This window comes from Janthinobacterium sp. GW823-FHT06H09 (assembly GCF_058794735.1).
Genome location: NZ_JBXAHC010000002.1, coordinates 346,933 through 361,666 on the forward strand (window position 1 = coordinate 346,933; position 14,734 = coordinate 361,666).

A 14,734-nucleotide genomic window follows, 5' to 3' on the forward strand; every position below is an offset into this window, starting at 1 on the left:
CACAAGCCGGAGTCACCGCCGGCGGCTGGCCGGAACGGACTCATCCGGCAAGGGCCGTTGTCGGTCAAATCGTCTTGTTGGCCGACAGGTCCCAACCGCCGGAGGTATTGCCGCCGGAGCCACCGCCGACTTTTTGCTGCGTGTATTTCCACTTGACCTTGGAATACTTGATCGACAGGTTTTCGCCGAGGATGTCGCCCGGTGCGACGGATGGCGCCACGCTGCTGATCAGCACGTTTTCCAGCTCGATCTCGAAGTATTTGATGCGCTCGCCCTGGCCGTCAGCGCGCAGGAATTCGAACTTGGCTTTCGGAATCGTTTTACCGGATGAGCAATTTTGCAGCAGCAGCGGCGTGGCGAGGTCGGCCAGCTTGGCCACCACGATATCCTTGTGCTCGGTACGTTCGGCGGTATGCCCGCCGCCCGTCGACGCGGTGGCGGACTTCGGCTGCAGCACTTCCCACTGAACCGACTTGCATTCGATCCAATCTTTATGGGAGGTGTCGGTGGATTCGCCTTTAATACCATCAATTTGCAAGTAAACGTCGATTGCCATGTCATTCCTTTCGGTTGTTGATGAAAAAATCAGGATTTGGTCGATTGCGGCAGCTCCGCGACCAAACGGAGTGAAACGGACAGCTCATCGAGCTGGAAATGGGGACGCAAGAAGGAAACGGCGCGGTAGACGCCCGGACGCCCCGGCACCTCCGACACCTGCACCGATGCTTCGCGCAGGGGGAACTGGGCCTTCTGCTCCTGGCTGGCGTTATCGTCGAGCAGCACGTACTGCATCAGCCAGCGGTTGAGGAACTCTTCGACGTTGGACGCGGCGGCAAAGCTGCCGATCTTGTCGCGCATCATCGCCTTCATGTAGTGGGCGATGCGCGAGACGGCAAAGATGTATTGCAGCTGCGACGACAGCACCGCATTGGCATTGGCCGAATCGGTGTTGTATTTCTTGGCCTTCTGCGCCGACTGGGCGCCGAAGAACGCCGCGTAATCCGTGTTCTTGCAATGCACCAGCGAAATGAAACCCAGGTCGCTCAGTTCCTTTTCGCGCCGGTCGGTAATGGCGATCTCGGTCGGGCATTTCAGCGCCACTTCGCCTTCGTCCGTCTTGAATGTATGGGTCGGCAAGTCTTCGACCAGGCCGCCGCCTTCCACGCCGCGGATCGCCGCGCACCAGCCGTAGTCGTCGAAGGCCGCCGTCAGCTTCGTGCCGAAGGCATAGGCGGCATTGCACCACAGGTATTTCTGGTGGTCGGTGCCGTCGACATCCTCGACGAAATTGAAGCCGTCGACGGTGGCGCCATCGGCCGGATTGAACGGCAGCCGCCCCAGGAAGCGCGGCAGCGTGAGGCCGACGTAGCGCGCATCTTCCGATTCGCGGAACGACTTCCACTTCGCGTATTCGACCGTATCGAACACCTTGGCCAGGTCGCGCGGCTTGCCGAGGTCGGCATAGCTCTCGAGACCGAACAGCTCGGGCGATGCGGCCGAGATGAAGGGCGCGTGGGCTGCAGCGGCCACATGCGACATCTGCTCGAGGAAATACATGTCTTCCGGCTGGCGCGTGAACTCGAAGTCGCCCAGCAGCGCGCCGAACGGAGCGCCGCCGAAAGTGCCGAACTCTTCTTCATACACTTTCTTGAACATGGTCGACTGGTCGAATTCCAGCGCGCTCTGGAAATCGCGCACCAGCTCGCGCTTGGTGGCGTTGAGCATCTTGATCTTCAGGTTGGTGCCGGTGGGCGTGTTGTCCACCATGTGATGCAGGCCAGTCCAGCTGCTTTCCAGCTTCTGGAATTCGGGCGCATGCATGATGGCGCTGAGCTGCCGCGAAATGAGCCTGTCCAGTTCGGCAACGCGTGCATCGATGGTGGCCGCCAGGTTATCCGACACCACGACGGTGCCTTCCATCACCTGGCTGACCAGTTCTGAAATCAGATCCTTGGCGCGTGCATGCTCGACGCTGGATTTGGCAACCTTGCTTTGTTCTACGATCTGGTCGAGCAAGCCGATATCGGTAGTCGCGGCGGCGCCGGACGCGGGGGTCAGTTGAGCGGACATGGGATCAGCCTTTCTTGGCGGTGGATTGCTGTTCCAGCTGGGCCAGCTTTTCAGTGCTGTTGAGCACGTCGTTGAGGATATCTTCCAGTTTGTCATTGCCGGCCAGCTTGTTGCGCAGGTCGGCCAGCTTGGTGCGCGCTTCGAGCAGCCGTCGCAGCGGCGCCACCTGTTCCACCACTGCCTCGGGACGGAAGTCGTTGAGCGACTTGAAGCGCAGGTCGACCCGCAGCTGGCCGGCTTCATCGCTGAGCTCGTTGGATACGCCAAACGCGGCGCGCGGCTCCACCCCCTTGAGCACCTCGTCGAAATTGTCGCGGTCGATGCCGATGAACTTGCGGTCCTTCAGGCGTTTTTGCTCGACTTCGGAATTGCCGCCGAAATCGCCCACGACGCCCATCACGAAGGGCAATTCCTTGTTTTCAATCGCATCGCCGATTTCCACGTCATACGTCATCTGCACGCGTGGCGGCCGGACCTTTTGCAGGCGTTTTTGAACACTTTCTTTTTTTGACATGACATCATTCCTTTACGAATAATCGACGGCATCGGCGATGCCCCAGGTAAATACTTTGCTGCCTCAGTTTTACTTCAATCCATCGAAGGGATTGGCGCTGCTTTCGGCAGCCTTGGCCTGCCCTTTGCGCGGCGGACGCGGCGGCTTGTCACGCACCTGCGCCGCGGCCGGCGCCGGTACCAGCACGGTTTCGCCCAGGCTTTCGCGCAGCAGCTTGGCCAGATCCTGCGATTCGGTGCGCAGCGGGCCGGACAGGTTGTTCTGGCGGCTCAAGTCGGCCAATGCACGCGTCGACAGGCGCAGTCCGCTGATCGCAATGACGCTGTTGGCCAGCTTGTCGGCCGGGTCGCGCACCAGAACTTCCTGGGCATTGATGATGGCGTCGCCGTACTGGCCCGCCTCATAGCGGGTCTGCGCCATGCGGGCCCACGGATTTTTGTCGGCGGGAAATGCCTCAGCAGCTTGTTTCCACAAACCGATGGCCGCTTCGTTGTTGCCGGAACCGGCAGCCTGGGTCGCCTTTGCCATCAGTTCGTCGAGCGAGGGCGGCGGCGGCGGCGTCTTCACGGCAGGAGTGGTGCTGCAGGCACTGAGCGTCAATGCGCAGGCAACCGCAGCAAGAAAATGGCATGTGAATTGGCGAGACATGGTCTGATTTCCCTCAAAAAAAAAGATGACGCGGTCATTAAGAAAGGTTGCAATTTATAGTTGCTAAATTCTTATTTTTGCGACACTAACACGAATTTAATATTGACTCCGTTCAATAGAAAATACGCGAAATCTCACATTCCGATCCTCCGCTAAGGCAGCAACCATGCGGGAAACGTACCGTACGCACCTTTCTTTCAGATAATGTTAATGTTGTTGCAGTTGCGAAAAAAGCACATAGTTTCTTGTTGCAAATATTGGATGATCGGCCGCGCCGGCAAGACGGCGATCGCGCGTCAAGAGAGCCCGGGAGCGCCAGCGTTCTCCGCGCTTTTATTCCTCAGGCAAAAGGGCAATCGATGAGCATTACAAGCAAATTGTTATGGGGTGAAGGCCTGTTTCTGCGCCCCCAGCACTTCCAGCAGCAAGACCGCTACCATGAGCACCGCCTGCACGAAAGCATCAAGGCGCTGCACCCCTATGCCTGGGGTGTCAACCACGTGCAGATCGACCGCGATGCGCTGAGCAATAACACCCTGCGGCTGCTGGAACTGTCGCTGGTGTTTCAGGACGGAGAAATCTACAACGCGCCCGGCGCCGATGAGTTGCCCGACGCGCTGGACTTGAGCACGCTGCAGCAATCGCAGCAAACCGTCACGTTTTATGCCGCCCTGCCCGCCTTCAAGCATTTCGGCGGCAACTTTGCCGCGCTTGGCCACCCCAACAGCGCCGCGCGCTACGGCCAGGCCAACGTGGAAACGCCCGACCTGTACACCCATGCGGCGCAGGCCGAACTGGCCTACTTGCAAAAATTGCTTCGCGTGGTGGCCGAATCGGAACCGCGTGATTCGTATGTGAATTTCGCCCTGCTGCGCCTGCGGCGCCTGTCGACCGGCGGCTTCGAGCCCGACCCGTCGTTCGTGCCGCCCAGCCTGTCGATCCGCAGCGCGCCGCTGCTGTTCCTGCAGCTGCGCCGCCTGATCGATGCGCTGCAGGCGAAGGTGAACGCCCTGTACGGCCACCACCGCGAGCCAAGCAAGAATGTGATCGAATTTCGTTCCGGCGACATGTCCTCGTTCTGGCTGCTGCACACGGCCAGTTCGGCGTTCGCCTCGCTCAGTCATTATTTCCATCATCCGGCGCTGCACCCGGAGCGTCTGTACGAAGCGCTGCTGGCGCTGGCCGGCGCGCTGATGACGTTCTCGAAAACCCATGCGCTGGCGGACCTGCCAGCCTACCAGCACGCCGATCCGGGACCGTCGTTCGCGCGCTTGCACGCGATCATCCGCGAGCTGCTCGACACGGTGATTTCTTCAAAATATTTCGCCATCGCGCTTACCGAAGTCAAGCCGTCGTACCACCACGGCAAGCTCGATTCGGGCAAGATCGACGACAAGACCGCGTTTTACCTGGGCGTCTCGGCCGACATGCCGGGCGTGGAACTGGTGGACGTGGTGCCGCTGCGCTTCAAGATCGGCGCGCCGGACGACGTGGAAAAATTCGTGCTGTCGGCCCTGCCCGGCGTGCGCCTGCAGCACACGCCGCAGGTGCCGGCGGCCGTGCCGGTACGGCCCGATACGTATTACTTCACCATCGAAGCGAAGGGCCAGATGTACGACCGCATGTTGCAGGCCCAGTCGATTTCGATCTACGTCCCGTCCGGCATGCGGGACCTGAAACTTGAACTTGTCGCCATCACTTCCTGAAGATAAACGATGAATGCAAACGCCCCCTCCCTGATGTCCGGCGGCTCCGCCGCGTACGCATCGAGCGTACCGGCCGGCCCAGGCACCGAACATACGCTGAGCGACCTGATGTACGACGGTTTCTATGCGCTGTTCATGCTGAAGAACGGCAGCGGCCCCCAAGACAATGCCGATTTCATCAGAAAAATGACGCAGTTTCTCGACGAGTTCGGCCACGCGGCGAAAAAACATGGCGCCTCGGCCGATGATATCGATGCCGCCAAGTACGCATTTTGCGCGGCTGTCGACGAAATCATCCTGCGCTCGCCGTATGCCATCCGCGACGACTGGGCGCGCCGGCCGCTGCAGCTGGTGCTGTTCGGCGACCAGCTGGCCGGCGAGAACTTCTTCATCCGTCTCGAGGCGCTGCGCGCGCGCGGCAGCGCCCACCTGCAGGCGCTGGAAGTGTTCCACATGTGCCTGCTGCTTGGCTTCCAGGGCCGCTATATCCTGGAAGGCTCGGAAAAACTGGCCTACCTGACGGCCCGCCTGGGCGACGAGATCGCCCAGATGAAGGGCAAGAAAGCCGGCTTCGCACCGCATGCGGAACGCCCCGACCAGATCGCGCACAAGTTGCGCAACGACGTGCCGCTATGGGTGCTGTGCTCGGTATTCGCGCTGATCTGCGCACTGGGCTATCTGGGCCTGCGCACCATGCTTGCCAAGAACACGCAGCGCCAGATGAACGCCTATAGCGATATCGTCAAGCTGGCGCCGCGCACGGCAAACCTGACCATCACGTTGCCGTAATGAGCGGCCCGGCAACGACAGACGCGGCCCTGGGCGCGTTCGGCACCGGCCTGTCCCAGCATGCGCGGCTGATCACGTTGACCACGGCGCAGGCATCGAACCTGCCCGAATCGCTGATGGCCGAGCAGGTGACGGGCCGCGAGGCGGTCAATGAGCTGTTCCGCTTCGAAGTCGATGCCTTGAGCACGGCGGCGAGCCTGGACCTGGTCAGCTTTCTCGGCGAAGAAATCACGCTCAAGCTGCTGCAGCCCGACGGCAGCTGGCGCGCCTGGCACGGCCTGTGCACCGACTGCGCCTTTGCCGGCGCCGACGGCGGCGTGGCGCGCTACCGGCTGCGCCTGGAACCGGCCCTGGCCTTGCTGGACCTGCGCCGCGACAGCTATATCTTCCAGGACAAGAACGCGCGCGATCTCATCACGGAACTGCTCGGCGACTATCCGCAGGTCCGCTTCGAATTCGATGTCAGCCAGGAACTGGCGCCGCGCCCGGTGTGGACGCAATACCGCGAAAGCGACCTGGCCTTCCTGGCGCGCGTGCTCGCCTTCGAAGGCCTGAACTGGCGCTTCGAGCACGAGCAGGATGGCGCGGCGCAGCAGGACGCGCAGCAGGCCAAGCACAAGCTGGTGATTTTCGACAGCAAGGCCGTCGCGCCGGCGACACCCGGCGTGGCCGACCTGCGCTTTCACGGCATGCGCGCCAGCGATACCGATGACGCCATCGACAGCTTCAGCGCGCGGCGCCAGGTGCGCCCGAATGCGGTCGGCATCAGCAGCTGGGACCCGCAGCAGCTGGCGGCGCCGGCCGCCGAACACAGCTCCAGCCTGGCGGCGGGCGAATTGCCGCCCCTGCCGCTGTACGACGGCGCCGGCGAGCGGCGCCATGCGGACAACACGACGGCCGATCCGCACGGCCTGCGCATGCTGCAGGCGCTGGAACTGGAGAACAAGCAATTCACGGGCGCTGGCGCGGTGCGGCGCATGGCGGCCGGCCACGCCTTCGACCTGTTGCAACACGAACATTATCCCGGCGGCGCCAACCAGTTCACCGTGCTGTGGGTCGAACACCAGGCACGCAACAACCTGGGGCCGGCCGGCGGCGCGCTGACGGCGGTGTTGTCGAAACTGTCGAAAATAGCCAGCCTGGGCGACGTTGCCAGCCTGCTCGATAGGCAGCTTGAGGCCGGCACCTACCGCAACACCTTCGGCTGCGTGCGCACCAGCGTGGCCATCGTGCCGCGCGCTACCGCCGCGCGCCAGGCCAGCAGCGCGCTGGGACCGCAGACGGCACTGGTGGTCGGCCTGCCCGACAGCGTGGCCACCACCGGACGCGACCATCAGGTACGCATCCAGTTCGCCTGGCAACGGGGCGCCGCCGCCAATCCCGGCGGCATGGCGCACAACACGGATCAACAAGGCAACGCGCCCGGCAACGAAGCGTCAGGCACTTGGGTGCGCGTTGCCGAAGCCTTGGCCGGCCCGAACTGGGGTTCGCAATTTACGCCGCGCATCGGTACCGAAGTCCTGGTCGATTTCATCGAAGGCGACATGGACCGTCCGCTGGTGGTGGCCCAGCTCTATACGGGCAACGACATGCCGCCGTACGCGGCCGGCGTCGATTCGGACGTCAACCACGCCGGCGTCATTTCTGGCATCCACAGCCATAATTTCGATGGCGGCGGCTATAACCAGTGGGTCATCGACGACACGCCGGGCCAGTTGCGCACCCGCCTGGCGACGAGCAGCGCGGCCACGCAGTTGAACCTTGGTTACCTGATACAGCAAGGCGTGGGCACGGCCCAGCGCGGCAGTTACCGCGGCAGCGGCTTCGAACTGCGCACCGACGCCTGGGCCGTGCTGCGCGGCGGCGAAGGCGTGCTCATCTCTACCACCGCCCGCGCACAGACGGGGGCGGGCGTGGCCTCTACCCAGCTCGACACCATGGAAGCACTGGGCCAGCTGAAAGGCGCCGCCGAGCTGAACAAGACGTTGGCCGAGGCCGCGCAACAGCAAACCGCCCTGTTCAGCCAGGATGCGAAACAGGCCCAGCTGGACCTGATCAAGCAGATCGACCCGCAGCAGGACGGCAAATACCAGGCCAGCGTGGGCGGGCAGGGAGCGCTGAAGGCCAGCGCAGGCGAGCGCAAGCAGGCCACCGACCAGCCGGTGGAAAAATTCGGCCAGCCCCTGGTCTTGATGGAAGCGCCCGCCAGCATCAACTGGGCCACGCCCGGCTCGACCGTCCTGTTTGCCGCACAGCAGCTGCAATGGACCTCGCAGTCGGATCTGCACATGACGGCCGCACACACTTTTTCCTCCGTGGCGGCCAGTGCGCATGGGCTGTTTACCCACTCCGGCGGCATCCAGGCGATCGCCGCCAACGGCCCGGTATCGCTGCAGGCGCATACGGGACAACTGGAAATCCTGGCCGACAAAGCCATTACCGTGATCTCGGTCAACGACAACATCGACATCAAGGCCAACCAGAAGATCACGCTGCAGGCTGGCCAATCGTCGATCACCTTAGAGGGCGGCAATATCACGTTCACCTGCCCCGGCAACTTCACGGTCAAGGGGGGCCAGCACGTCTTCAACGGCGGCGCCAGCGCGGCCGGCGTGCTGCCGGCACTGCCCGATACGCGCATCAAGCTGTTCGATGAAGGCTTTGTGCTGCGCGACCGCGACACGGGCGAACCGATGCCGCGCCAGCCCTACCGCATCAAGCGCGAAGATGGCAGCTATGAGAGCGGCATGACCGACGAAAAGGGCTTGACGCATGTGATAGCAGCGGCCGCCGCCGAGGCGCTGGTGATCGAGCTGCTGAAAACGATGGGCGGCCAGGGTTCGGCATCGGCACCGGCACCCGCCCCCTCTTCGGCGCCGGTACCAGGTTCGCCAGGACAGCCGGCGGCCAAGGCAAACACCCCGCCGGAACCGAGATACAAGCCGGCAGGCGACTCCAGCACCACGCCGGTGGACAACAAGCGCCGCAAGGAAGTACTGGTCAAGCTGCCGGCCTGCTGGATCGAGGACTACGAAAAGGAAATCGCCGGTCCCTCTTATGGCCGCTATGCGCAGCCTTACCAGCACGACGGCACGCCACACAAATACAGGGACAAGATCTGGTTCAAGCTGTACATACCGGCAAAATCGGACGGTCCGGTGGTGGTGGAAGTGCGTTTCAAAGCCATCCCGGTACTGGACGCCGTAGGACAGGCGCTGGAAGAGAGCGACAAGGGCACCGAATCGGCGGCGCTGCGCGTCAAGCAGCGCGCCAACGTCGTGGCGCTGGCGCAGAAAAACGCGACGGCCGGCATCGAAGGCAACTGGAACAACAAGTTCCGGCTTGAAATCAATGATCCGCAATGCGGACAAAAAGTGTTGCCCGTGGTTTTCCGCGTCCTCTGGGTCGACGAGAATCAGCACTACACGCTGCAGATCCACAAGCGCTATGACCGCGAAAACGTGACCGGCGACGTCATGAACGTGTCGCTGGCAACGGCACTGACCACGTATGCGCATGAATTCGGGCATTGCGTCGGCATGCCCGACGAATACTCGTACACGGAGTTCGAAGAAACGGTACGCTATTTCAAGCCGGACGGCACACTCGACGCGCCTATCGTTTGCCACGTCAACGGCACCTCGCCGGAAGACCTGACGCAATCGATCATGTCGTATGCGGAAGGCGCACTGATATTGAAACGCCACGGCTGGAATATCGCGATTGAAGCGCAGGAATTGCTGAGCAAAAAAATCGGCAGGAAGATACGATGCGATATTGTCTGACACTGCTTATCTATGCCATGCTGATGGCACTACCATTGAAAGCCAATACCATGACGAGCACTCATGCGCCCCTCTCCATCTCCCTGCAATGCCTGGGCAACGCTGGCTGCGTCTACCAGCGCAAGCCGATCGACGTGCTGGTCACCATCCGCAACGATGGCAGCCGCGATATCGGTTTTCCGCTCGACTACCTGCGCAAGTCGGGCCCGATCGTCAAATTCATCGATACCGATACGGGCGCCGTCACCTACGCCCGCCGTGGTCTGGCGAATCCGGCGCTGAGAACGAAATTCACCACGATTGCGCCAGGCGCCTCGATCTCCATGGAAATAGATATACATCCAACCGACATTGAAACGTTTCGCATCAAAAGAGTCGATATCAGCGTGGAGGTGATATTGAAGGGCAACATACGCATCGATGGCGAAGCGGAACTGCAGGACTACCAGGGCGGCGCGAAGATCCGCATCTTTGAAAAAGATGAGTAAGACCATGCTGGCGCGAATGGTGCTGTAGAGCATCCGCGTCTGTCAGCAAGTGCCGTCGTCACGGAAACGATATCGCTGTGCGATCACTTGCTGGCCGGCCGCTACAGTTGTCCGGCCCCGCATAAAAAAGCCCCTGAAAAATCAGGGGCTTAGCTGTTGCATTGACCCGGCGTTACCTTACGCTGCCGGACGGGAGATTATCTCCACTCGATGATCAATGAGGTGGCTAAGCGTTTGATTTTTCAGTCTTTTCCAAACCATTCAGTTACTGATACCCTCAAAAATACCCTCACCTGCAAAATCCGCTATTGCCGGTTTGTCGTGGCCGGGATAGGAGACACCAGTCCGCTTGCTCGCACTTGTTATCCGATTCTTCTGGCCGAGAACGCATTCATTTCAGCACAGCAGCAATCGAAGCGCTTCGATGAATTTAAGGATACGCCGATCTTCAGAGCCACGCTGTCCCCCTGTCACTCGCGTAATATCACGCCCGCTATAGCGACAAAGACGAAACAATGGGACGCACTTATCTATCTACCGCTTTTACCATGCCCCACATTACCTCCGCTTTTCACGTCTCGAGCTAGACAGTCAGTCGAGCCGTCTCAGCATTTAATAAAGGGCAACTTGCTGCAGATCGCAACGGCCAAGGCTGAGATCGTGTACGAATGGCGGACCTGACCCGGCCGGACTCGCTACCGCATAGCGTTTGAACTCATCTGTGAATGTGGCGCGCAACTTAGGTGCTGACTCCGGTGAAGTGGGAATGATCTCCCCCTTCGAAGGTAATTGTGTCTTCTTCATGAATATCCTGCGGGGCACATTGTCCCCTATTAGAATGTCCATGAAAACCGGACTAGCTCAACTTGACCCTGGTTCCCGTATCGAGCAAAACAGTCAGCCGGGCCGTATCGGCATTGAATCAAGCGAATAAAGCGCAACTTGCTGCTGATCAAGACGGCCAAGGCTGAGATCGTGTACGAAAAGCGAACCTGCCCCCGCAGCCGCGTCCCCCTTTGCCGCTCACAGCGTTCCGAAACTTTCCCAGTACGCCTAAGGCACGACGCAGAGCAGTGACACTATCATTAGCCAATATCAGGACCGCTATGGCGATCGAGCCGAGGCAATGGTACGCGCTTATTTGTCACAGGGGACATATTTCTACTTTAACAACAACTGCATCAGAGTAATTGCAGCCATTCTTAATATGTAAATATTCAGGCAAATCAAAAGCATAAAGAATATTTATCCTAGCGCCTTCTTTATAAAGAAAAAAATCTTCTTTATCATTGAAATACATTCCCTCCTTGACCACACAGCCATTCTCCATCAAACAATTAAATGCATTTACCTCATCATCAAGATGATCATCCTGTCCAGAAAAAAAATGACGTCCAACAACACCAGAGACAAGCACCGTTGGAATTTCCCCATCCATTAAATGTTTTTTCCAACGCACCGAACCAAATGCACCAAAAGTTTTAAAATTATCATCTCCCTCATCCTCAAACAAATCCTCACGTCCACTATTCTTCTTCTCTCTCTCAAGAAAATCAAACAAAGAATATACAACCTTAAAACAATGCTCCTCATTCAAACCTTCAAAGTAACTCGTCATTTCCTCGAATCCCCTTCCCCAACCTTCTCAATCATTAGTATATTATCATTGAATATCTTTAAGCCAGGCCCAATCCCAAGCTGCGTATTCATAACACCAAGACCATTATTAATTTTCATTTCTTTAAAAGGATCATTCCTCTTAGGTTTAGCCTCCACCTTAAATCTAACGCTATTACTCCCCCACCCACTTCTCCCCTCCACCATATCGGGGAATTCGATAAAGGCTGCGGAATTTGCAAAATTTCCTATTTCTTGCAATTTTTCCGAAGTTCCTGGCTTTACTACTATTTTAAAAACATAACCTTCATATTTTTTTTGCATAATCAAAAAATGGAGATAGTGATGTCTCTGTGGTGCCAGAAATACTTGAAGTCCTAACAAGGGGGGACGGGGTCAGGTCCGGTATTCAGACACACTCGCGCAATATCACGTCCGCTATAGCCACAGATACGAGGCAATGGCACGCGCTTATCTGTCACCGCTTTTACCATGTCTAACATCGCCGCCGCTTTTCACGTCTCAAGCAAGACAGTCAGTTCGGCCGTATCGGCATTTAATAAAGCGCAACTTACAGATCGCAACGGCCAAGGTTGAGCTCGTGTACGAATGGCGGACCTGACACCGCCCCCACCGCCACCGCCCCTGCCGGCTCTCCATGCATCAATTATTTTTTTAAAAACAAATTTCATTAATTATTAACACGCCAACCAAACCACCAAATCACCAAATCACCAAATCACCAAACCAAAGAAAATATCAGTTTTTCTTAACTACTCATAATTCGAATTAATAAATTCCTCCTCAGTCATTTTATCCGCACGGCATCCCTTTATGCAACCTATCACTTCCCCTTTATCTTTTATAATATACACACCAATCATCAATCCGGATGTTAGTAAATAATCAATCCTGGAAATTTTAATATAATCTTGGATTTCTATTAGCACATCATAAATTTCCTGCGTTTTCCCCAATACATACTCAACATAATTATTATTTTTTCGTCTTTTCACAGAACGGAAAAAACCTTCAGCAGCTCTAACATAATCACCAGCATTTATATCATGAACAAAATACTTTTCTATAACAGAATTTAATATTATGGACATTTCAATGGGTAGCGAACAAGGCAATTCAAATTCCATTGGATGCAATATTTCAATCATAATCTTCCTGACTTTATTATCGCTTAGTTGTTTTTAATGACGTCATCATATCCAGGGGGATGGGGTTAGGTTGAGCTAGTCCGTGCGTGACACCGGCCGTGCGGGCTCGAGCGACGCGCCAGTCGACCATTTGGCTCGCCAAAACTCGCTACGAAAGCGAATTGATCAGCACTTACTTAGGTGATCAATACGCTGCTGGTTGCAAGCATATTTCGAAGATCATCTAAACCACCTAGCTGGACTTCCCACAACCAAAGCTGACGATCGCCAACACGCCGCAAAGAAGAGAATGAATCTGCACGAATAATATCTTCCAAGGTCTGAGAAGCTGAAACCTGTGCATTTAATTGTGTATCATTTAGGACGTTTACTGGATACACATCTCGAATTTTTTGGAAGCGTACTTCAGGCAGTGACGCATACCATTTATTTAAACGCTTTCGATCCTCAGCAGTCAGCTTTCCACCGTCCAGACCCAGGACATGGAATTCGGGTTTCTTTTCAATAAATTCAGAAAGAGCATACCCAAAATTCCAGTGCCTCAGACCAATACACGACATTAAAATTCTTTCAAAAATATCGCCGCCAAACTCCAAGAAGCGCTCTTCAATTGCCAAACAAAACAACGTCTCACCAATCTCTTCAACATAACTTAAAGAGGCCGAAGCAAAACTATCATAACCAGGCTCTGCGCTGCCTTCTGGATTTGCAACCAATGACATAACATGAATATCAGAGAAGCCAGATTTCAGCGCCTTTGTGTATACTCTTCCACCAATTTTTGTTAACTCGCCCTTATAACCTAAACCTTCGGCCGCAAAATATGTTGGTGCAATCCCGATACGATGGAAAATTGACGTAACTAAATCGTGGAATGCCTTCAAGCCATCAGCACCTGGAGCTGGAGTCGTGTAACTATAAAGTCCTATTGCAAATGCTTTCTCAGTCATTCAATTCTCTTATCATGGCTTTGGTGTGCGTGTAGGAACGACCACTTTTGGTGGAAGCGGCGTGAAGCCCTGTGCTCTGATCTGCGCATCCAAGGCGGCTCGCACCTGCCACCAGATTCTTCTAGGCGATGAGGCCTTCATTTCAGCACATCAGCAATCGCAGCGCACCGAGACGCCCAGAGATACGCCAAGGTCGCAGCGCTGCGCTGTCATGCTGTCATTAGAGCAGTTTCGGGCGCACTATAGCGACAGAGACGAGGCGATGGCACGCGCTTATCTATCGAGCGCTTTTACCATGTCCCATATCGCCGCCGCTTTTCACGTCTCGAGCAAGACAGTCAGTCGAGCCGTATCGGCATTTAATAAAGCGCAACTTGCAAAAAAAAGAGACGGCCAAAGCTGAGATCGTGTACAAATGGCGGACCTGACCCCGGGATCGTGACCCCGGGATCGACGGTTTGCCGCGTAACATTGTAACGACGCACCAGCTCGGCCTGCGACTCGGTCGATTCCCGTATTAGGCGGAAGGAAAGAGTGTACTCAAAACATGCCGAGCCTTGAATAGGGGGCCAGCTACGGATGGGGCCATAATCACACAAATCTAAATACTTAGATTATCGGAGAAACTCAATTTTTCATTATTTCACCCTCCCATTTTTTCAAAAGAGTAGAAAATTTTTCCCTGTCAGGATTTGAAAATGGGCACGCCGATATTGATCTAGACACTATGAGGAATAATTTTCTCCTCAATACCTCATCATCATTAAAGCCGCCCAAACCTGCAAGAGTTTGAAAGTATCCATCTCTATTTTTAATTATTTCAAAAAAATCATCCCCTTTTGAATCAGTCACACCAATTAATATTGCCTCATGAATTGGATTGATTAAATCCACCAATGAGAAATCATCAAAAAAACCTTCAAAGTCCGATCTAATTCGGCGTATTTTTTTTAAAAATTGAGGGTTTTTTGCTGCAAAACTGAGAGAAATTTTCATAT

13 protein-coding genes are annotated in these 14,734 nt (G+C 56.4%); 4 read left to right on the forward strand and 9 right to left on the reverse strand.

Features of this window, described 5'->3' with window-relative positions:
- Positions 1–64: 64 nt before the first annotated feature.
- From AC1Q6X_RS03975 to AC1Q6X_RS03990, 4 genes are all read right to left on the reverse strand, one after another.
- Positions 65–556, reverse strand: a complete 492-nt coding sequence (locus AC1Q6X_RS03975; RefSeq protein WP_230506832.1) for an Hcp family type VI secretion system effector — start codon at positions 554–556, stop codon at positions 65–67.
- A gap of 29 nt (positions 557–585) precedes the next feature.
- A complete protein-coding gene (gene tssC, locus AC1Q6X_RS03980) occupies positions 586–2,070 on the reverse strand; it encodes a type VI secretion system contractile sheath large subunit (RefSeq protein ID WP_230506833.1) in 1,485 nt (494 codons plus the stop codon).
- Between the two features lie 4 nt (positions 2,071–2,074).
- Positions 2,075–2,584 carry a type VI secretion system contractile sheath small subunit gene (gene tssB, locus AC1Q6X_RS03985; protein ID WP_492495271.1) on the reverse strand — a complete coding sequence of 170 codons (510 nt, stop codon included), beginning with the start codon at positions 2,582–2,584 and terminating at the stop codon, positions 2,075–2,077.
- Positions 2,585–2,653: 69 nt separating this feature from the next.
- On the reverse strand, positions 2,654–3,232 hold the full coding sequence (locus AC1Q6X_RS03990; RefSeq protein ID WP_230506835.1) for an outer membrane protein assembly factor BamD: 579 nt from the start codon (positions 3,230–3,232) through the stop codon (positions 2,654–2,656).
- Positions 3,233–3,591: 359 nt separating this feature from the next.
- Here AC1Q6X_RS03990 and tssK point away from each other — a divergent pair, with 359 nt between their 5' ends.
- Genes tssK through AC1Q6X_RS04010 form a run of 4 tightly spaced genes read left to right on the forward strand, consistent with a single transcriptional unit; the run spans position 3,592 to position 10,000 of the window.
- Positions 3,592–4,938, forward strand: coding sequence for a type VI secretion system baseplate subunit TssK (gene tssK / locus AC1Q6X_RS03995; RefSeq protein ID WP_230506836.1), 1,347 nt, complete (start codon positions 3,592–3,594; stop codon positions 4,936–4,938).
- A 9-nt stretch (positions 4,939–4,947) separates the two neighbouring features.
- Positions 4,948–5,727: a type IVB secretion system protein IcmH/DotU gene (gene icmH, locus AC1Q6X_RS04000; RefSeq protein WP_230506837.1), complete on the forward strand. Its 780-nt coding sequence runs from the start codon at positions 4,948–4,950 to the stop codon at positions 5,725–5,727.
- On the forward strand, positions 5,727–9,512 hold the full coding sequence (locus AC1Q6X_RS04005) for a type VI secretion system Vgr family protein (protein WP_492495274.1): 3,786 nt from the start codon (positions 5,727–5,729) through the stop codon (positions 9,510–9,512). Before icmH ends, AC1Q6X_RS04005 begins: the two co-directional genes overlap by 1 nt.
- 50 nt (positions 9,513–9,562) lie before the next feature.
- Positions 9,563–10,000, forward strand: a complete 438-nt coding sequence (locus AC1Q6X_RS04010; RefSeq protein ID WP_230506839.1) for a hypothetical protein — start codon at positions 9,563–9,565, stop codon at positions 9,998–10,000.
- A gap of 1,144 nt (positions 10,001–11,144) precedes the next feature.
- On the opposite strand, the gene AC1Q6X_RS04015 is transcribed toward AC1Q6X_RS04010, so the two are convergent.
- The 5 genes from AC1Q6X_RS04015 to AC1Q6X_RS04035 all read right to left on the reverse strand — a co-directional run bounded on the left by AC1Q6X_RS04015 (position 11,145) and on the right by AC1Q6X_RS04035 (position 14,732).
- The gene (locus tag AC1Q6X_RS04015) at positions 11,145–11,618 is read right to left on the reverse strand and encodes an immunity protein RhsI2 family protein (RefSeq protein ID WP_492495276.1); all 474 of its coding nucleotides are present in this window, start codon (positions 11,616–11,618) and stop codon (positions 11,145–11,147) included.
- Positions 11,615–11,941: a hypothetical protein gene (locus tag AC1Q6X_RS04020; protein ID WP_492495278.1), complete on the reverse strand. Its 327-nt coding sequence runs from the start codon at positions 11,939–11,941 to the stop codon at positions 11,615–11,617. The genes AC1Q6X_RS04015 and AC1Q6X_RS04020 overlap by 4 nt, the downstream gene beginning before the upstream one ends.
- Before the next feature lie 449 nt (positions 11,942–12,390).
- Entirely contained in the window at positions 12,391–12,786 is a 396-nt protein-coding gene (locus AC1Q6X_RS04025; RefSeq protein WP_492495280.1) for a hypothetical protein, read from the reverse strand.
- A 176-nt stretch (positions 12,787–12,962) separates the two neighbouring features.
- Complete coding sequence (locus tag AC1Q6X_RS04030; RefSeq protein ID WP_492495282.1) at positions 12,963–13,736, reverse strand: hypothetical protein; 774 nt, start codon at positions 13,734–13,736, stop codon at positions 12,963–12,965.
- Between the two features lie 627 nt (positions 13,737–14,363).
- Positions 14,364–14,732, reverse strand: coding sequence for a hypothetical protein (locus AC1Q6X_RS04035; RefSeq protein ID WP_492495284.1), 369 nt, complete (start codon positions 14,730–14,732; stop codon positions 14,364–14,366).
- Positions 14,733–14,734 lie beyond the last annotated feature (2 nt).